The organism is Rhizobium phaseoli, assembly GCF_010668805.1.
In the GTDB taxonomy this organism is placed as follows: Bacteria; Pseudomonadota; Alphaproteobacteria; order Rhizobiales; family Rhizobiaceae; genus Rhizobium; species Rhizobium phaseoli_A.
Genome location: NZ_WUFT01000015.1, coordinates 1 through 18,100, shown reverse-complemented (window position 1 = coordinate 18,100; position 18,100 = coordinate 1). Strand labels below are relative to the sequence as shown.

The window sequence follows — 18,100 nt, the reverse complement described above, 5'->3', positions numbered from 1 at the left end:
GACGAGATCGTCTTTTCAGAACCAACCGCTGTAGAGATGCCTCATGCTTGACCCCAAATTCGTCCGTCGCGGCCTTTTTCTGGTCTTCATCATCCTTTTCCTCGACATTATCGGCATTGCCATCATCATGCCGGTGCTGCCCGCCTACCTGGAGCAGTTGACCGGCGGCGGCGTCAGCGATGCGGCGATCGACGGCGGCTGGCTGATGCTCGTCTATGCCGGCATGCAATTCCTGTTCGCGCCGCTGCTCGGAAACCTGTCCGACCGGTTCGGCCGCCGGCCGATCCTTCTGCTGTCGGTGCTGACTTTTGCGATCGACAATTTCATCTGCGGCATCGCCACCAGCTTCTGGATGCTGTTCGTCGGCCGCGTGCTTGCCGGCATCAGCGGCGGCAGTTTCGCCACCTGCTCAGCCTATATCGCCGATATCAGTACGGAGCAGAACCGGGCAAAGAATTTCGGGCTGATCGGCATCGCCTTCGGCGTCGGCTTTACGATCGGTCCGGTCATCGGCGGCGTGCTCGGCGAATTCGGTCCGCGTGTGCCGTTCCTCGGCGCGGCGGCACTTTCGCTGGTCAATTTCATCGCCGCCTGCTTCCTGCTGCCGGAAACGCTGGAGGCTAGGAATCGCCGCCGCTTCGAGTGGAAACGCGCCAATCCGCTCGGCGCGTTGAGGCAGATGCGCCATTATCCCGGCATCGGCTGGGTCAGCCTCGTGATGTTCCTGTTCTTCCTGGCGCATGCCGTCTATCCCTCGGTCTGGTCGTTCGTCTCGACCTATCGCTACGGCTGGAGCGAGGGACAGATCGGCCTGTCGCTCGGCATTTACGGCATCGGCGCGGCGCTGGTCATGGGGCTGGTTCTGCCGCGGATCGTGCCGGTGCTCGGCGAGTGGAAGACGGCTCTGCTCGGCCTCTGTTTTTCGGCCGTCGGGCTCACCGGCTATGCTTTTGCCTGGGAAGGCTGGGTGGTCTATGTCGTCATCGTCGCGACCGTCATGGAAAACGTCGCCGATCCGCCACTGCGCAGTATCGCCGCCGGCAAGGTGCCTCCCTCGGCGCAAGGCGAGCTGCAAGGTGCGCTGACCAGCCTCAGCAGCATCACCACCATCCTCGGGCCGCTGATCTTCACGCAGTTGTTCAGCTATTTCACCCGGCCGGAGGCGCCCGTCACCTTTGCCGGCGCGCCCTATCTGACCGCCGCCCTGTTCATCCTGGTGGCCGCCGGCGTGTTTCTCGTACGGGTCCGGGTCCGTAAGCCGGCCGAGGCGCTGGAAGCGGCGGGTTGATCGATCAGAAATGATGATGCGATGATGAATTTTTCATCATCTGCCTGGTTTGGGGTAGTTCTTTGCGCGACTTTGATCTAAGCCCGGAGGATATTTCGCCGCAAGTTGCGGTGGCGCATATTTCAATCACAGGACTGGTGTCATGGACACGCCGATCGACGCGCGCAGGCTTGCGCCGGCAACCGATAATCGTTGGGGCGCACATTTCCGTGCAACGCTGGCGCTCGGCATTCCACTGATCGGTGCGCAGCTTGCCCAGCTCGGCATCAACACCACCGACGTGATGATCGTCGGTCGTCTTGGCGCCGAACATCTGGCGGCGATGGTGCTTTCGGCGCAGTTCCTGTTCACGATCCTGATCTTCGGTTCGGGCTTTGCCATCGCCGTCATTCCGATGGTGGCGCAAGCCTATGGACGCGGTGACGTCGTCTCGGTCCGCCGGGCGTTGCGCATGGGTCTGTGGGTGGTGATCGCATACTGGGTCGTCATGCAGCCGGCCTTCTTCAATTCGGAGCGGATCCTTCTCTTCGCACAGCAAAAGCCCGAGGTGGCAAAGCTCGCTCATGGCTACATCATGATCGGCCAGTTCGGCCTGCTGCCGGCGCTGCTCTTCAACGTCATGCGGGCGCTGGTCAGCGCCATCGGCAAGGCGGGCATCATCCTCAACGTCACCATCGTCACGCTGGTGATGAATGCGATCTTCGCCTACGCCCTCGTGCTTGGCCATTTCGGCTTTCCGGCGATGGGGCTCGAGGGCGCGGCGATCGTTTCGGTCGTCGTCCAGACTGCCGGTTTCCTCTTCATCCTGGCTTTTGTGCAGCGGCGGGAAGAGACGCGGCGCTACGAGATCTTCGTGCGGTTCTGGAAGCCCGACTGGCATGCTTTGCTGGAGGTCATCCGACTTGGTTTGCCGATCAGCGTGACCATCCTTGCCGAAGTCAGCCTGTTCACCGTGGCCTCGCTGCTGATGGGCTATATCGGCACCATCGAGCTTGCCGCCCATGGCATAGCCCTGCAATGGGCCTCGATCGCCTTCATGATCCCGCTTGGCCTCAGCCAGGCGGCGACCGTGCGTGTCGGCGTCGCCCACGGGCAGGGCGATCACCGGGGGGTTGTACGCGCTTCGATCATGGTGCTCATCCTTGCCTGCGCCATTTCGGCAGTGGGCTCGGTGCTCTTCGCCACCATGCCGCAATTCCTCGGCAGCTGGTTCCTCGACGTCAACGCGCCGGAGGCGCCCCAGGTGCTTGCCTATGCCGGACCGCTGATCGTCGTTGCCGGGCTTTTCCAACTGGTCGACGGCCTGCAGGTGATCGCCAACGGATTGCTGCGCGGCCTCAAGGACGCACGGGTGCCGATGATCATGGCGTTGATTGCCTATTGGCCGATCGGCTTCTTCCTTGCCTGGGCCTTTGCCTTCCCGCTCGGCTTCGGCGGCATCGGTATCTGGTTCGGCTTCCTCGTCGGGCTGGCGGCCGCTGCCGTCATGCTCTGCTGGCGGTTCTATCTTCTGCTTCGCCGGGAAGGAGCGATGGCCGGCGTCTGAGCCGGCCGTCCTTATCCTCAAGCCGCGACAGGCTTGTAGCTCGCCATGTCGGCGCGAATGCCGAGACGCGCAAACATTTGCTGCGGGTCGAAATTGGCGGCCTTGTGGGCGGCTGCGACGGCTGCCCGCACACGCTCGACGACATCGGCGCTTTCCCATTGGGCAATGGTCACGAAGTTGAACTCGCCGGGACCGGCGACCTGTTCCAGCACCTTGTGATCGATGAAGCCGTCCTGTGCCTCCAGCAGTTTGTGGGTCATCATCACATTGACGAGAAATTCCTCGCGCGCCGCAGCCGGCACGACGAATTTATCGACACGAAAGAAAGCTCCGCTCATCCATTTTCTCCTGCATCAGAAGTTTGCAAGGAGCTTTGTAATTCCTCAAGTTAAGCTGAGGTCAACATGCAGAGCAAAGAAAAAGGCCCGCTGGGCGAACCACTTCTGATAAGCGGGCCAACTCCTCTTTCGTCATGCTCGGGCTTGTCCCGAGCATCTGCCTCCAGTCGATATGGCAGCAGATCCTCGGCACAAGGCCGAGGATGACGAGGAGTGAGGTTTGCCAATACGTTAAAGGCTCGCTTGTAGGCGAGCCTTCATCTGAAATGGGGGCGGTATGAAATCAACGTTCGGCGAGTGCCGGTTCGCCCTTCTTCTCGCGCACCATGTTGATGAAGCGGCGGAAGAGATAGTGGCTGTCCTGCGGGCCGGGAGAAGCTTCCGGATGGTGCTGGACGGAGAAGACCTGCTTGCCGAGGACGCGCAAGCCACAATTGGTGCCGTCGAAAAGCGAAATGTGAGTCTCTTCAACACCATCGGGCAGTGATTTCGAGTCGACCGCGAAGCCATGGTTCATCGAGACGATCTCGACCTTGCCGGTGGTATGATCCTTGACGGGATGGTTGGCGCCGTGATGGCCCTGATGCATCTTCTCGGTCTTGGCGCCGAGGGCAAGACCGAGCATCTGATGTCCGAGGCAGATGCCGAAGACCGGGATATCGGTCTTAACAAGTGTCTTGATCACAGGCACCGCATATTCGCCGGTTGCCGCCGGATCTCCCGGGCCGTTGGACAGAAAGATGCCGTCCGGCTGCATGGCGAGCACGTCTTCGGCGCTCGTTGCCGCCGGCACGACGGTCACCTTGCAGTCGAGACCGGCAAACAGGCGCAGGATGTTGCGCTTGACGCCGTAGTCGAGGCAGACGACGTGGTATTTGGCGTCTGCTGGACCGAGTTGGCCGTAACCTTCGTTCCAGACCCACGGCGTTTCCGTCCATTGCGAGGACTGGCCCGACGATGCGATCTTGGCGAGGTCGAGACCTTCGAGGCCGCTCCAGGCTTTGGCTTCGGCTTTCAGCGTCTCGATGTCGAAGACGCCGTTCGGATCGTGGGCGATCACCGCGTTCGGGGCGCCGTTCTCGCGGATCCAGGCGGTCAACGCGCGTGTATCGATGCCGCAGAGGCCGATGACGCCGCGCGCCTTCAGCCATTGGTCGAGGTGCCTGGCAGCGCGGTAGTTCGAGGGGTCGGTGATGTCAGCTTTGAAGATGACGCCGACGGCGCCGTGGCGGGCGGCAGGCGTCAGATCCTCGATGTCTTCCTCATTGGTGCCGATATTGCCGATATGCGGAAAGGTGAAGGTAACGATCTGGCCGAGATAGGAGGGGTCCGTCAGGATTTCCTCATAGCCGGTCAGCGCCGTGTTGAAGACCACTTCGGCCGGCACCTTGCCGGTGGCGCCGATGCCCTTGCCTTCGATGACCGTGCCGTCGGCAAGAACGAGCAGGGCGGTCGGCTTTTCGATTGTCCAGGGTGCTGTCGCGGTCATCTTCATCCCGTTTCCGGCGGTCGGTGCGCGCGTTGCCGCGGCTCGTCGCCATTTGATCTCGCAGGCGTGTGGACACGGCAATGCCGCCCGCTTCAGGCCTGATCACGAATTTTGGTGCAGGTGGCGGTAAATAGCCACGCAATCGCTTAGCGTCAATCTTTGTAGCCGAGATTGCCGCCGTTTTCCTGCGCTTTATCGCGTCGACCGCGCAATTTATTTGATCCGCCGCATCAGCGTGGTTTATGAAGCGGCATCAAAACAGGAGTGAAGACCATGCTGCGCGATCAACTCGCCACCCAGCTGAAAGAGGCGATGAAGGCCAAGAATGCGGAGCGGCTTTCCACCGTCCGGCTGATTCAGGCCGCGGTCAAGGACCGCGATATCGCCAATCGCGGCACCGGCAAGGAGCAGGCGAGCGACGACGAGATCCTGCAGATCCTCGCCAAGATGGTGAAGCAGCGCGACGAATCGGCAAAGATCTACGAGGAGAATTCCCGGCCGGAGCTTGCCGCCAAGGAGCGCGCCGAAATCATCGTCATCCAGGATTTCATGCCGAAGCAGCTTTCGGACGGTGAGGTGCGCGCCAATGTCTCGGCAATTATCGCCGAGACGGGTGCCGTGGGCGCCAAGGACATGGGCAAGGTGATGGCGGCGCTGAAGGAGCGGTATGCCGGCCAGATGGATTTCGCCAAAGCGTCGGCGACCGTCAAGGAATTGTTGAGCTGATCCAGCTCAACTGACACGCCTCGCCTGCGGTTCGTCGCGAACCGCAGGCCCGAGCACGGCTTCGGCCGCGGCATCGATGATGGCGAATTTTGCCGCCTGATAATTCCAATATTCGAGAATGAAGCGGCGCGACAGCCAGAAGTCTCCCTTGCGGGAGGGTACTGTCCAGCCGACGCTCTCCATGGCCGCTGCCTGCGTCAGAAGCCGCTTCAAGTGGGTGTTGGAGATCATGAACTGTTCGCGGATTTCCCTCAGCGACAGGGGGCCGACCGCGACGCGCTCGGCCGTCCGGGGAAATTCCGGAAGGCGCGAGATCAGGTAGTCCATCACCAACCCGCCGGTATTTGCCCAGTTAAAGAGGTTGAAGGTGGCGCCGGGATTGCGCACTGCTTCGCTCCCGATGATTGCCCTGGCGATCAGCGGCTGAATCGCTGCCATCGTCGCCGAGGGGTCGACGGTGATCTTGCCGGCCCGTTCACCGCCGTCGAGGCTGTCGAGGATCGTCATATGGGCGACGAGCCAGCGGACGAAATGCTGCTCGGCAACTTCTGTGGGTTCCAGGTAGCGTGTGCGCTTGTCAGGGCCGGGAACCGGTCGCAGGAAACGATAGGCCAGCATTTCCTGCATGAAGGCCGCGGCCGTATTGCGGCTGGCGATGTCGTTTCTGACCGCGAAATCGATAAAGCGGCCGGAATAGAGGCCGCTCTTGCCGTCGCCGGGATAACCGTAATGAAGCGCGAAGCCGGCGTGAGCCATCAGCCAGCGCTGCTGCGCGGCAAAGATCGAAGCGATGCGAGGGCTCTCGCGATAGATCGAGAGCATCTGATCGGCGCAATTCAGGATCGCAGCGAGAAAGCGATCGTCTGCTGCGAGATTTTCCGCGGTAAAAGCCATTTGGAGGGGTCCAGGAGTTCGGCGCATACATCTTTCATGCAAGCGCCGCCTGTCAACGGTTTTGTCAATAAGCGGTTAATTTCAAAGGAGAGTTTTCGCAAAGGGAGCCAAAATTTAAGAAGGCAGGAGCTGGGGGCGCTCCTGCCTTCTTGCTCTTTGCTTCCGCCGGCAAACGCAGGGCCGAGGCCCAAGCCGGAGGGTATTTGCAAAGGCACCCTTGCGAAGCGGCGCCGGGGGTAGGGATGGTGCTTCGCTCGGGGATCGCTTTGTTGAGATCGAACCTATTGCGGTGCGGCGGCTTGTTCAAATTACAAAAAAATAATAATTGCCGAAAACGTCGATTTTGGAGGCGGCGCGGCAAAGGCTCGTCAGCCGCCGGCAGGATAGAGCTGCACAATCGATTTATGAGATAAGAGTATGTTGTAAAACACTTTAATTCGATTCTGCCAAAGGTCGAGGCTCTAGCCGAGACATTTGCAACGGTGGAATTTCGGTGCTTGAAAGACAATAATGTCGCACCCTGTCGCAGGGGGGCGATAACGCGTTTTTGATGGGATAAACGGCGCCTATGGCCCTGGGTGCACTTGCCTGTGAATAGCGGGTTTTCATGACAAGTTTCGTGGCATGGAGCGGCAAAGCAGCTTATATGGAGGTTGGCCAAGAGGTATAAATGCGCTTTTCCAACACCTTTCTCGATGATATCCGCGACCGCGTTCCGATTTCGAACGTGATCGCGCGCCGCGTGAGCTGGGACAAGCGCAAGACCAACGTGTCGCGCGGCGATTACTGGGCTTGCTGCCCGTTCCACGGCGAGAAGTCGCCGAGCTTCCACTGCGAGGACCGGAAGGGCCGTTACCACTGCTTCGGCTGCGGCGTCACCGGCGACCATTTTCGTTTCCTCACTGAGCTGGAAGGCTTGAGTTTCCCCGAGGCGGTGCAGCAGATCGCTGATATGGCCGGCGTTCCGATGCCGCTTGCCGACCCTGTGATGGAGAAGCGCGAGAAGGAGCGCAGCTCGCTGATCGACGTCATGGAAATGGCGACGCAATTTTTCCAGGATCAATTGCAGACGGCGAATGGGGCGAGGGCGCGCGCCTATCTGCGCGATCGCGGGCTGACCGGGCGCACCATCGAAACCTTCAGGCTCGGCTATGCGCCTGACAGCCGCAATGCGCTGAAGGAATTTCTCGCCGGCAAGGGCGTACTCAAAGAACAGATCGAGGCCTGCGGCCTGGTCGTTCATGAAAACGTGCCGGTGTCCTATGATCGCTTCCGCGACCGCATTATGTTCCCGATTCTCTCGTCGCGGGAAAAGGTGATCGCTTTCGGCGGTCGCGCCATGTCATCAGATGCGCCGGCAAAATATCTGAATTCCAACGAGACGGAACTCTTCCACAAGGGCAATGTCCTTTACAATTTCGCCCGCGCGCGCCGCGCCATCCAGGGTCCGGGCCGCAGCGATAATCAAGACGACAATGCGACCGGCACCATCATCGCCGTCGAAGGTTATATGGACGTGATCGCGCTCCATCAGGCCGGCATCGAGAACGCCGTTGCGCCGCTCGGCACGGCGCTCACCGAAAACCAGCTCGAGCTTCTCTGGAAGATGGTGCCGCAGCCGGTGCTCTGCTTTGACGGCGACGGCGCCGGCGTTCGCGCCGCCAATCGCGCCGCCGAACTGGCGCTGCCGCATCTGAAGCCCGGCCGTTCCGTCCGCTTCGCGCTTCTGCCTGATGGCAAGGATCCCGACGATCTCGTGCGCGACGATGGGCGCGCGCCCTTCGACAAGGTGATGAGCCAGGCAAAGCCGCTTTCGGAGATGCTGTGGAGCCGAGAGATCAACACCGGCAAGTTCGACACGCCCGAGGCGCGCGCAGAACTCGAGGCGCGGCTGAAGCAGCTGGTCGCCGTCATCGGCGATGAGAATGTGCGCCGCCATTACCAGCAGGATATTCGCGACCGGCTGAACACCTTCTTCCAACCGCAGTTCCAGAACCGCAACAATGGCGAACGCCGCGGCTTCAACGGCAACGGCAATTCCCGGACGGGCCGCGACAACGCAGGCAAGGCAGGGCCGAAAAGCCCCAGCGTCATTTCCGACCGGCTCGCCCGCTCTGGCCCGGTGCGTGGCCACCGGGACAATACGGCGCTGCGCGAAAGCGTGCTGGCGCTGACCATCGTCAATCATCCGGCCCTGATGATCGACGATTATGATGAGATCGCTGCGATCGACTACGACAGCCGCGAGCTGCAGCGGCTCTGGTCGGCCATGCTTGGGGCCGCCGCTGCGGTCGCCGGCCCGCATCTGACGCGCGAATATCTGACCGAGAGGCTGGAATTCGAAGGCTTCGGCCCGCTCATCAAGAGCCTCGACCAGCAGGTGCGCAATGCCAGGCTCTGGACGGCGACCGAGGAGGCGGCGATGGAGGATGCGCGCGAGGGTTATCGCCAGGCGCTCGCCTTCCACAAACGGGCAAAGGCGCTGCGTCGGCAGAAGATGGAGCTCGAACGCGAGATTGCGCTGGCGACCGAAGCCGGCGACGGCGAGGCGATCGTTCAACTGATGCGAGCCCAGCAGGAAGTGCATTTCGAAGGGGTGCGACTTGAGAACCAGGAGGCGATCATCGACGGCTTCGGCGTGCTTTCCGGCCGCGTCAAAGGGGCGGCGAACCACTGATGCCGCTGACTGAACGGAACGAACCGGGCTTTTCCGCCTCCGATGCGCTGTTTTCCGCCGGCCGCGCGCCGCTCGAAATCCTCAAGCAGGTCTACGGCTATTCCTCCTTCCGCGGCAAGCAGCAGCTGGTCGTCGAACATGTGGTTGCCGGCGGCGATGCCGTTGTGCTCTTCCCGACAGGGGCGGGCAAATCGCTTTGCTTCCAGATCCCGGCGCTCTGTCGTGACGGCGTCGGCATCGTCGTTTCGCCGCTGATTGCGCTGATGCGCGATCAGGTGGAGGCGATGAAGCAGCTCGGCATCCGCGCCGCCGCCCTCAATTCGTCGCTGTCGCGCGAGGAGTTTGTCGAGGTTCGCCGCGCTCTTTCGGCCGGTCGGCTCGATCTTCTCTACGTGACGCCCGAGCGCATCCTCACCGACGGTTTCCGCGACCTGATCGCCAACGAAAAGATCGCCCTGTTTGCCATCGACGAGGCCCATTGCGTTTCGCAATGGGGCCATGATTTCCGGCCGGAATATCGTGCGCTCGGCCGGCTCGGCGAACAATATCCCGGCGTGCCCAGGGTGGCGCTGACGGCGACGGCCGATCCGCATACGCGCGACGACATTATCGAACGCTTGGGGCTCGATGCTGCCGAGATCTTCACCACCAGCTTCGACCGTCCGAACATCGCTTACGAGATCGTCGAGCGCGACCAGCCGCGCCAGCAGCTCTTGCGCTTCCTGTCCGGCCACAAGGGAAACAGCGGCATTGTCTATTGCCTGTCGCGCGCCAAGGTCGAGGATACGGCCGAGTGGCTGAACGGGCAGGGTGTGCGCGCGCTTGCCTACCATGCCGGTATGGACCGGGCAGTTCGCGACGCCAATCAGGATGCCTTCCTGAAAGAGGAAAACCTCTGCCTGGTCGCTACCGTCGCCTTCGGCATGGGCATCGACAAGCCGAATGTGCGTTATGTCGCCCATCTCGACCTGCCGGGCTCGGTGGAAGCCTACTACCAGGAGACCGGGCGCGCCGGTCGCGACGGCCTGCCGTCCGAAGTCTGGATGGCTTATGGCATGGCCGACGTCATCCAGCGCGGCCGGATGATCGACGAGGGCAGTGCTGCCGCGGAGATCAAGCGGGTCGAGCGCGCCAAGCTCAATGCATTGCTGGCGATCTGCGAGACCGCTTCCTGCCGCCGGCAGGCGATCCTTGCGCATTTCGGCGAGGCGCATGCCGGGCAATGCGGCAATTGTGACACCTGCCTGAAGCCGGTCGAGACTTGGGAGGGAACGGAAGCGGCGATCAAGGCGCTGGCTGCGATCTACCGTACCGGCGAGCGCTTCGGTGCCGGCCACGTCATCGACGTGCTTGTCGGCAACGTCAACGAAAAGACCGAGCGTTTCGGCCATGTCGATATGCCGGTCTTCGGCGCCGGCAAGGATATCCCGGCGCGCACCTGGCAATCGGTGTTTCATCAAATGCTCGCCATGGGGCTGGTCCGCGTCGATCACGAGGCTTACGGGGCGCTGAAACTGGAGCCGGAGGCGCGCGCCGTCTTCAAACATCAGCGGCCGGTGTTCTTCCGCAAGGACCGCCCGGCCTCGGAACGGCGCACGAAGAAGGCGGACCGCAGCGAACGCAAATCGGGACTGTCGGGCGCCGACGGTACGCTGTTCGAGGCGTTGAGGGCCGAGCGCATGGCGATCGCGAAATCGCTCGGCGTGCCGCCGTATGTCGTCTTTCCCGATACGACGCTGATCGCCTTTGCCACCGAGAAGCCGCGGAGCCGCAAGGAACTGCTCGCCATATCCGGCGTCGGGCAGGCGAAGCTGGAGCGTTACGGCGACGCGTTTCTGGAGATCATCCTGGCGCAGGATGGCTGAGCGGACCGGCTGATCTTCCTGCTGATCTCGGTCCAGCGCTGAGAAGACAAGCCGGCGGCGATATGCTAACCCGGCTGGCACGGAAATCTCTATGAAGGGCCGCCCATGACCTCGCAATTCCTCTCTCATCTCCAAGCCGAGATTTCGGCGCTGAGGGATGCCGGCCTCTATAAATCCGAGCGCATCATCAGCTCCAAGCAGGCGGGCGAGATTGTGATTTCGACCGGCGAACGGGTGCTGAATTTCTGCGCCAACAACTATCTCGGCCTTGCCGACAACGATGAACTGGCCGAGGCCGGCAAGCAGGCACTCGATCGCTATGGCTACGGCATGGCTTCGGTGCGCTTCATCTGCGGCACGCAGGAGGAGCACAAGCAGCTCGAAGCGCGCATATCCGCCTTCCTCGGCATGGAAGACACGATCCTCTATTCCTCCTGCTTCGACGCCAATGGCGGTCTCTTCGAAACGCTGCTCTCCGAAGAGGACGCGATCATCTCGGACGCACTGAACCATGCCTCGATCATCGACGGCGTCAGGCTTTCGAAGGCCAAGCGCTTCCGCTACGCCAACAACGACATGGCAGCGCTAGAAGAGGAATTGAAAAAGGCCGAAGGCAGCCGCTTCAAGCTGATCGCCACCGACGGCGTCTTCTCGATGGACGGCATCATCGCCAATCTCAGTGGGGTCTGCGATCTCGCCGAAAAATACGGCGCGATGGTCATGGTCGATGACAGCCACGCCGTGGGCTTCGTCGGCAAGAACGGCCGCGGCTCGCCGGAACATTGCGGTGTCGAGGGCAGGATCGACATCATCACCGGCACGCTCGGCAAGGCGCTCGGTGGCGCCTCCGGCGGTTATACCTCGGCGAAGGCGGAAGTGGTCGAATGGCTGCGGCAGCGTTCGCGGCCCTATCTGTTCTCGAATACGCTCGCGCCGGTCATCGCCGCTGCCTCGCTCAAGGTGTTCGACCTGATCGAAAACGGGGATGCCTTGCGCAAGCGCCTGTCCGACAATGCCGATCTCTTCCGCACCGAAATGACCAAGCTCGGCTTCACGCTCGCCGGCAAAGGCCATCCGATCATCCCGGTCATGCTGGGAGATGCCAAGCTTGCCCAGGACATGGCGGGCTTGATGCTGAAGAGGGGCATCTATGTGATCGGATTCTCCTTCCCCGTCGTGCCGAAGGGTCAGGCCCGCATCCGCACGCAGATGTCCGCTGCGCATTCCAGGGCGGATGTGGAGCGGGCGATTGCGGCCTTTGCGGAGGCTGGACGGGAATTGGGTGTGATTTGAGAATGAGGCTGCCCCTCACCCTAACCCTCTCCCCGTAGACGGGGCGAGGGGACGTGCCCTGCGAGAGGATGGTGGGGACGGAGAGGTCGCCGCTTGTCCCCTTCGCCCCGCCTGCGGGGAGAAGGTGCCGGCAGGCGGATGAGGGGCCGAGACAGGCACCGACCAAGGGATACAGATATGTCGAACATGATGAAGGCGCTGGTCAAGTCGAAGGCCGAAGTCGGGCTCTGGATGGAGAATGTGCCGGTGCCGGAGGTCGGGCCGAACGATGTGCTGATCCGGGTGAAGAAATCGGCGATCTGCGGCACCGACGTCCATATCTGGAACTGGGATCAGTGGGCGCAGAAGACCATTCCGGTGCCGATGGTCGTCGGCCATGAATTTTTCGGCGAGATCGCCGAGATCGGTTCGGCTGTCACCCGCTATCATGTCGGCGAGCGGGTCTCCGGCGAGGGCCATATCGTCTGCGGCAAGTGCCGCAACTGCCGGGCCGGCCGTGGCCATCTCTGCCGCAACACGCTCGGCGTCGGCGTCAACCGGCCGGGTTCCTTCGGCGAGTTCGTCTGCATTCCCGAAAGCAATGTCGTGGCGATCCCGGAGGATATTTCCGACGAGATCGCCGCGATCTTCGATCCGTTCGGCAATGCCGTGCACACAGCGCTTTCCTTCGATCTGGTCGGCGAGGACGTGCTCGTCACCGGCGCCGGGCCGATCGGCATCATGGGCGCGCTTGTCGCCAAACGTTCCGGCGCCCGCAAGGTCGTGATCACCGATATCAATCCACACCGGCTGGCGCTGGCGCGCAAGCTCGGCATCGACCATGTCGTCGATGCCTCGAGCGAAAATCTCGCCGACGTGATGAAGGCGATCGGCATGACCGAGGGTTTCGACGTCGGGCTTGAAATGTCGGGCGCCGCACCCGCCTTCCGCGACATGATCGACAAGATGAACAATGGCGGCAAGATTGCCATTCTCGGCATTGCGCCGGCGGGCTTCGAGATCGACTGGAACAAGGTGATCTTCAAGATGCTCAATCTCAAGGGCATCTATGGCCGCGAAATGTTCGAGACCTGGTACAAGATGATCGCCTTCGTCCAAGGGGGGCTCGACCTTGCGCCGATCATCACCCACCGTATAAAGATCGACGAATTTCGCGACGGCTTCGAGGCGATGCGGTCGGGCAACTCCGGCAAAGTCGTCATGGATTGGATGTGAGGAGATCAAATGCTCTATGAAGGAAGCTGCCATTGCGGCAAGGTCGCTTTCGAGGTCGAAGGTGAATTCACCGAGGCTCTCGACTGCAACTGTTCCCTCTGCCGGCGGCGGGGCGGGCTTCTCGCCTTCGTGCCGCGTGACAAGCTGGTGCTGAAGACACCCGAAGCCGATCTTTCAACCTATTCATTCAACAGGCATGTCATCCGGCATCACTTCTGCGCCAATTGCGGCATCGCGCCGTTCGGCGAAGGTGTGGCGCCGGGCGGTGCGGCGATGGCTTCGATCAATCTGCGCTGTATTCCCGCGGTCGATCTCGGCGCGCTGAAGGTGACGGCCTATGATGGTGAGGGAAAGTAGAAAGGATTCGTCCGACGGAGGTGAATAGACCGCCGGTTGGACTGAAAAACTGGCTGAAGCGGATGGCGCAGCAGGCAAAATCCGTGCTGCCCTTGTCTTTTGTGTGCCGCATCTTAAATAAGCTTCGCAATCGCAGCCGCGGTTCAAAGCCTGTGGATAAGGCTTTTTCCGATTTTTCGTGAGCTTTTTTTGTGGAAAAGCTTGACGAGAGCAAAAAATGTGGGAATCACCGTTCGACTTGTTGAAACGGTGAACTGGGTCAAGGCGGATCGCGCAACCATGGCCGGAAATCCAAAGGCAAGAAGCTTTTGCTGTCCGGTGCCGGCGATCGTGGTTAATCAGGCTTTAAATGTCATCCCGTTAGGTGGGCAATGGTGATTCGAGGGCGGCGCGAGCGACGCGTCCGGCCCTGAGACGGCCCATTACCGCAGCGAGATTGGATAGCGTCAGGAAGGCGACGATATAAATGGCAACCAAGGTCAAAGAGAACGAAGACGCGGAAGTCGAACGCGACGGCGCAACCGACGGCCCTCTTCTCGATCTTTCCGACGACGCGGTCAAGAAGATGATCAAGGCCGCCAAGAAGCGCGGCTATGTGACGATGGACGAGCTCAATGCTGTCCTGCCGTCCGAGGAAGTGACGTCCGAACAGATCGAAGACACGATGTCGATGCTTTCGGATATGGGCATCAACGTCATCGAGGACGAAGAAGCCGAGGAAGCCGGTGCTTCCAGCGGCGGCGATGATGACGACGCCAGTTCCGACGAGGAGAGCGAAGGCGGCGAACTCGCGCCTTCGAGTGGCACGGCGCTTGCGACCGCCAAGAAGAAAGAACCGACCGACCGTACCGATGACCCGGTGCGCATGTACTTGCGCGAGATGGGCTCTGTGGAGCTGCTTTCCCGCGAGGGCGAAATCGCCATCGCCAAGCGTATCGAGGCCGGCCGCGAAACGATGATCGCAGGCCTCTGCGAAAGCCCGCTGACCTTCCAGGCGATCATCATCTGGCGCGACGAGCTCAACGAAGGCACGACGCTGCTGCGCGAGATCATCGATCTCGAAACGACCTATTCCGGTCCTGAAGCCAAGGCTGCGCCGCAGTTCCAGAGCCCCGAGAAGATCGAGGCCGACCGCAAGGCTGCCGAAGAGAAGGAAAAGACCCGCCGCTCCCGCTCCGGCGACGACGACATTACCGATGTCGGCGGCGAGGGCCTGCCTCCCGAGGAGGAGGAAGAGGACGAGGACGAATCCAACCTTTCGCTGGCGGCGATGGAAGCCGAGCTTCGCCCGCAGGTGATGGAGACGCTGGATACGATCGCCGAGACCTACAAGAAGCTGCGCAAGCTGCAGGACCAGCAGGTCGAGCAGCGCCTGTCGGCGTCCGGCACGCTGTCTTCAGCCCAGGAGCGCCGCTACAAGGAACTCAAGGACGAGCTGATCAAGGCCGTCAAGTCGCTGTCGTTGAACCAGAACCGCATCGACGCCCTGGTCGAGCAGCTTTACGACATCAACAAGCGCCTCGTTTCCAACGAGGGCCGCCTGCTGCGTCTGGCTGAATCCTACGGCGTCAAGCGCGACTCCTTCCTGGAGCAGTATCAGGGCGCCGAGCTCGATCCGAACTGGATGAAGTCGATCGGCAATCTGGCCGCCCGCGGCTGGAAGGAATTCGCCAGGGGCGAAAACACGACGATCCGCGACATTCGCCAGGAGATCCAGAATCTCGCGACCGAGACCGGTATTTCGATCTCGGAATTCCGCCGCATCGTGCACATGGTGCAGAAGGGCGAGCGCGAAGCGCGCATCGCCAAGAAGGAAATGGTCGAAGCGAACCTTCGCCTCGTCATCTCCATCGCCAAGAAATATACCAACCGCGGCCTGCAGTTCCTCGACCTCATTCAGGAAGGCAATATCGGCCTGATGAAGGCGGTCGACAAGTTCGAATACCGCCGTGGTTACAAGTTCTCGACCTATGCGACATGGTGGATCCGGCAGGCGATCACCCGTTCGATCGCCGACCAGGCCCGGACGATCCGCATTCCGGTGCACATGATCGAGACGATCAACAAGATCGTCCGCACATCGCGCCAGATGCTGCATGAGATCGGCCGCGAGCCGACGCCGGAAGAACTGGCCGAAAAGCTCGCCATGCCGCTCGAAAAGGTCCGCAAGGTCTTGAAGATCGCAAAAGAGCCGATCTCGCTCGAGACCCCGGTGGGCGACGAAGAGGATTCGCATCTCGGCGATTTCATCGAGGACAAGAACGCACTGCTGCCGATCGACGCAGCCATCCAGGCGAACCTGCGCGAGACGACGACCCGCGTTCTCGCCTCGCTGACGCCGCGCGAAGAACGTGTTCTGCGCATGCGCTTCGGCATCGGCATGAACACCGACCACACGCTTGAAGAGGTCGGCCAGCAGTTCTCGGTCACCCGCGAACGTATCCGCCAGATCGAAGCGAAGGCGCTGCGCAAACTCAAGCATCCGAGCCGCTCGAGAAAGCTGCGCTCGTTCCTCGACAGCTAAGGCTTCGATAACGCCGTTATGATTGCAAAAGCCGGGCTTCGTGTCCGGCTTTTGCTTCTGTGATTAACACGAATGATCGCGATGGCTTTCTTGTCCCTTGGTGGTGACAGGGCTATAATTCCAGCCCACGGGGGAAGGATCGATCGCGACGCGCGAGCGAGGTCGACGTAGCCTTGCGTAGGCCAATCCTCCGCTAGATCCGGATGATTTTAAGCCTGGCCGGCTTAAAATCTGAATCCGGATCTGCATCAAAGAAATAGAGCATGATGTCGGCCGAAAACCGCTCACACTTTTCGGCATCATGCGCTGGGAGGTGCGACATGACCACTTACATTCTTTTGATCGATTGGACGGATCAGGGCATCCGCAACGTTCGCGACTCGACAAAGCGGCTGGACGCGGCGAAGAAATTGCTCGCCGGCGTCGGCGGCTCCTTCAACCAGTTCTTCCTGACGATGGGCGGGCATGACATGGTTGCCGTCTGCGAGGCGCCCGACGACGCCGTGATGGCGCATTTTACGCTGTCGCTCGCCATGGGCGGCAATGTGCGGACCGAGACGCTGAAGGCTTTCCCGGAAGCAGCCTATCGGGATCTCATCGGCTCGCTCGGTTGAATGCAATTAATGATTGTGTATTTTATCTGTTGCATGGCTTCGGCTGTGCTGGCAGTGTCGGGTCGTGCTTCAATTTCCGCGGTAGGGCTCCCGGCCCGATTTTTCGGCAAGCTTCATGATGAAAGCGCTCCTCAGTTTCATGATCGTCATCGATCGTCCGACTGCCGCTTGCTGACCGATGGAACTGGCGGCGGGCAAATGGGATGGCGGGATCCAGCGGGGCGCGGCTGCGTCGTTTGCGCTGCATGCCGCTGCGCTCCTGCTGCTTCTGCTGTTGTTGCCGAAGGCCGAGCCGCCGCCATTGCCCGATGACGGTCTCTCGGTGGAAATCGTTCCGCAGCCCGTGGAATCGCTGAAAACGCCCGAGCTCGTCAAGGCGCCTTCGCCGGAACCGACAAAGCCCGAGGCCGCAGCGCCCGAAGCCGAGCGGGATGCGCCGGTTGCCAACAATGCGCCCGCTACGGCAATGCCGTCCGTGACGCCAATCGCTCCGCAGGCGCCAAAGCCGGCTGAATTCGTTGCGGCAAGCCGGCTGTTTTCCGACAAGGTGCTGGCCGATCCGCGAAGCCGGGGCGCCCGCGAGGCACTGCGTGGCCTTGCCGGCAGCGAGCGCAATCTGCAGCTTTGCGATCTCGAGGCGCTGGAGCAGGTGCGCCGCGCGCGGCCGGATATGCGGCCGGATACGCTCGCCCCCTATGCGATGACGCCGGAGAAGGTCAACGGCAACAGCGTCGAGGTGAGGGGCGGCGCCTTCCGCAGCAAAAGGGCATGGTACAACATCCAGTTCAAATGCGGGCTCGATGCCGCCTCCGGCAAGATCGTATCCTTCGCCTTTCTGGTCGGTGATGCCATTCCGCAAAGTGAATGGCAGGCGCATGATCTGGTGGCCGACGATGGGGCCGCCGACCAATGACGCCAACCGCGGCTGCGATCACGCGGTTTTTTTCTTTTGTGGCTTGATGCTGCCCGCTTTAAAGGCCACATCGCTGCTGTGACAGAAGAAGACTTTGTACCGGCGGAAACGCAGCACGAAACGAGAAAACAGCGGCCTGAAATCCGCTGGGGTGTCGTCGCGTCTGTGCTTCTGCATGTTCCCCTTGTCGCGCTTCTGATCTTCGGATTGCCGAAGATCGAGCCGAAGCCCGCCGAAGATGAGAGCGTGAAGGTGGAACTCGTTCCACCGCCCGAGGAGAAAAAGCCGGAGCCCAAGCCCGAGGAAAAACCGCCGGAGCCGAAGCCGCCGGAACAGGCGAAGAAGCAACCGCCACCACCGC

14 protein-coding genes and 1 pseudogene are annotated in these 18,100 nt (G+C 61.3%); 12 read left to right on the top strand and 3 right to left on the bottom strand.

The features are described 5' to 3' along the window. The first annotated feature begins 43 nt into the window (after positions 1 to 43). Together GR197_RS22185 and GR197_RS22180 are read left to right on the top strand one after the other, a co-directional pair. The gene (locus GR197_RS22185) at positions 44 to 1,288 is read left to right on the top strand and encodes a TCR/Tet family MFS transporter (protein WP_164013453.1); all 1,245 of its coding nucleotides are present in this window, start codon (positions 44 to 46) and stop codon (positions 1,286 to 1,288) included. A gap of 142 nt (positions 1,289 to 1,430) precedes the next feature. After that, the gene (locus GR197_RS22180; RefSeq protein ID WP_164013451.1) at positions 1,431 to 2,834 is read left to right on the top strand and encodes an MATE family efflux transporter; all 1,404 of its coding nucleotides are present in this window, start codon (positions 1,431 to 1,433) and stop codon (positions 2,832 to 2,834) included. A gap of 17 nt (positions 2,835 to 2,851) precedes the next feature. Here GR197_RS22180 and GR197_RS22175 read toward each other — a convergent pair whose 3' ends face one another. Continuing rightward, positions 2,852 to 3,172 carry an antibiotic biosynthesis monooxygenase family protein gene (locus tag GR197_RS22175; protein ID WP_164013449.1) on the bottom strand — a complete coding sequence of 107 codons (321 nt, stop codon included), beginning with the start codon at positions 3,170 to 3,172 and terminating at the stop codon, positions 2,852 to 2,854. Between the two features lie 283 nt (positions 3,173 to 3,455). Beyond that, complete coding sequence (carA, locus tag GR197_RS22170; protein WP_164013717.1) at positions 3,456 to 4,661, bottom strand: glutamine-hydrolyzing carbamoyl-phosphate synthase small subunit; 1,206 nt, start codon at positions 4,659 to 4,661, stop codon at positions 3,456 to 3,458. Positions 4,662 to 4,934: 273 nt separating this feature from the next. On the opposite strand from carA, the gene GR197_RS22165 reads away from it, so the two are divergent. Beyond that, positions 4,935 to 5,387, top strand: coding sequence for a GatB/YqeY domain-containing protein (locus GR197_RS22165; protein ID WP_164013447.1), 453 nt, complete (start codon positions 4,935 to 4,937; stop codon positions 5,385 to 5,387). A gap of 6 nt (positions 5,388 to 5,393) precedes the next feature. Here the strand turns inward: GR197_RS22165 and GR197_RS22160 are convergent, their stop codons facing one another. After that, the gene (locus tag GR197_RS22160) at positions 5,394 to 6,281 is read right to left on the bottom strand and encodes a hypothetical protein (RefSeq protein ID WP_164013446.1); all 888 of its coding nucleotides are present in this window, start codon (positions 6,279 to 6,281) and stop codon (positions 5,394 to 5,396) included. Positions 6,282 to 6,951: 670 nt separating this feature from the next. Between GR197_RS22160 and dnaG the strand changes: the two genes are divergently transcribed. From dnaG to GR197_RS22115, 9 genes and pseudogenes are all read left to right on the top strand, one after another. Continuing rightward, entirely contained in the window at positions 6,952 to 8,958 is a 2,007-nt protein-coding gene (gene dnaG, locus GR197_RS22155) for a DNA primase (RefSeq protein WP_164013444.1), read from the top strand. Next, positions 8,958 to 10,823: a DNA helicase RecQ gene (recQ, locus tag GR197_RS22150; RefSeq protein WP_164013442.1), complete on the top strand. Its 1,866-nt coding sequence runs from the start codon at positions 8,958 to 8,960 to the stop codon at positions 10,821 to 10,823. Before dnaG ends, recQ begins: the two co-directional genes overlap by 1 nt. Positions 10,824 to 10,928: 105 nt before the next feature. Next, positions 10,929 to 12,116 carry a glycine C-acetyltransferase gene (locus GR197_RS22145; protein WP_164013440.1) on the top strand — a complete coding sequence of 396 codons (1,188 nt, stop codon included), beginning with the start codon at positions 10,929 to 10,931 and terminating at the stop codon, positions 12,114 to 12,116. A gap of 177 nt (positions 12,117 to 12,293) precedes the next feature. After that, the gene (tdh, locus tag GR197_RS22140) at positions 12,294 to 13,331 is read left to right on the top strand and encodes an L-threonine 3-dehydrogenase (RefSeq protein WP_164013438.1); all 1,038 of its coding nucleotides are present in this window, start codon (positions 12,294 to 12,296) and stop codon (positions 13,329 to 13,331) included. Positions 13,332 to 13,340: 9 nt separating this feature from the next. Then, positions 13,341 to 13,688 carry a GFA family protein gene (locus tag GR197_RS22135; protein WP_164013436.1) on the top strand — a complete coding sequence of 116 codons (348 nt, stop codon included), beginning with the start codon at positions 13,341 to 13,343 and terminating at the stop codon, positions 13,686 to 13,688. 466 nt (positions 13,689 to 14,154) lie between these two features. Next, positions 14,155 to 16,212 carry an RNA polymerase sigma factor RpoD gene (gene rpoD, locus GR197_RS22130; RefSeq protein ID WP_164013434.1) on the top strand — a complete coding sequence of 686 codons (2,058 nt, stop codon included), beginning with the start codon at positions 14,155 to 14,157 and terminating at the stop codon, positions 16,210 to 16,212. A 320-nt stretch (positions 16,213 to 16,532) separates the two neighbouring features. Next, positions 16,533 to 16,826: a GYD domain-containing protein gene (locus GR197_RS22125; RefSeq protein WP_064839863.1), complete on the top strand. Its 294-nt coding sequence runs from the start codon at positions 16,533 to 16,535 to the stop codon at positions 16,824 to 16,826. A 178-nt stretch (positions 16,827 to 17,004) separates the two neighbouring features. Further along, a complete protein-coding gene (locus tag GR197_RS22120; RefSeq protein ID WP_164013432.1) occupies positions 17,005 to 17,739 on the top strand; it encodes a DUF930 domain-containing protein in 735 nt (244 codons plus the stop codon). Between the two features lie 36 nt (positions 17,740 to 17,775). Then, positions 17,776 to 18,100, top strand: a pseudogene (locus GR197_RS22115) (DUF930 domain-containing protein); the annotation flags it as partial.

Bases quoted from the DNA above. Each gene is read 5' to 3' on its own strand.
- GR197_RS22160 (WP_164013446.1), bottom strand. From the start codon at position 6,281: ATGGCTTTTACCGCGGAAAATCTCGCAGCAGACGATCGCTTTCTCGCT.
- GR197_RS22180 (WP_164013451.1), top strand. From the start codon at position 1,431: ATGGACACGCCGATCGACGCGCGCAGGCTTGCGCCGGCAACCGATAAT.
- rpoD (WP_164013434.1), top strand. From the start codon at position 14,155: ATGGCAACCAAGGTCAAAGAGAACGAAGACGCGGAAGTCGAACGCGAC.
- tdh (WP_164013438.1), top strand. From the start codon at position 12,294: ATGTCGAACATGATGAAGGCGCTGGTCAAGTCGAAGGCCGAAGTCGGG.
- GR197_RS22125 (WP_064839863.1), top strand. From the start codon at position 16,533: ATGACCACTTACATTCTTTTGATCGATTGGACGGATCAGGGCATCCGC.
- recQ (WP_164013442.1), top strand. From the start codon at position 8,958: ATGCCGCTGACTGAACGGAACGAACCGGGCTTTTCCGCCTCCGATGCG.
- GR197_RS22120 (WP_164013432.1), top strand. From the start codon at position 17,005: ATGGAACTGGCGGCGGGCAAATGGGATGGCGGGATCCAGCGGGGCGCG.
- GR197_RS22135 (WP_164013436.1), top strand. From the start codon at position 13,341: ATGCTCTATGAAGGAAGCTGCCATTGCGGCAAGGTCGCTTTCGAGGTC.
- GR197_RS22185 (WP_164013453.1), top strand. From the start codon at position 44: ATGCTTGACCCCAAATTCGTCCGTCGCGGCCTTTTTCTGGTCTTCATC.
- carA (WP_164013717.1), bottom strand. From the start codon at position 4,661: ATGACCGCGACAGCACCCTGGACAATCGAAAAGCCGACCGCCCTGCTC.
- dnaG (WP_164013444.1), top strand. From the start codon at position 6,952: ATGCGCTTTTCCAACACCTTTCTCGATGATATCCGCGACCGCGTTCCG.
- GR197_RS22165 (WP_164013447.1), top strand. From the start codon at position 4,935: ATGCTGCGCGATCAACTCGCCACCCAGCTGAAAGAGGCGATGAAGGCC.
- GR197_RS22145 (WP_164013440.1), top strand. From the start codon at position 10,929: ATGACCTCGCAATTCCTCTCTCATCTCCAAGCCGAGATTTCGGCGCTG.
- GR197_RS22175 (WP_164013449.1), bottom strand. From the start codon at position 3,172: ATGAGCGGAGCTTTCTTTCGTGTCGATAAATTCGTCGTGCCGGCTGCG.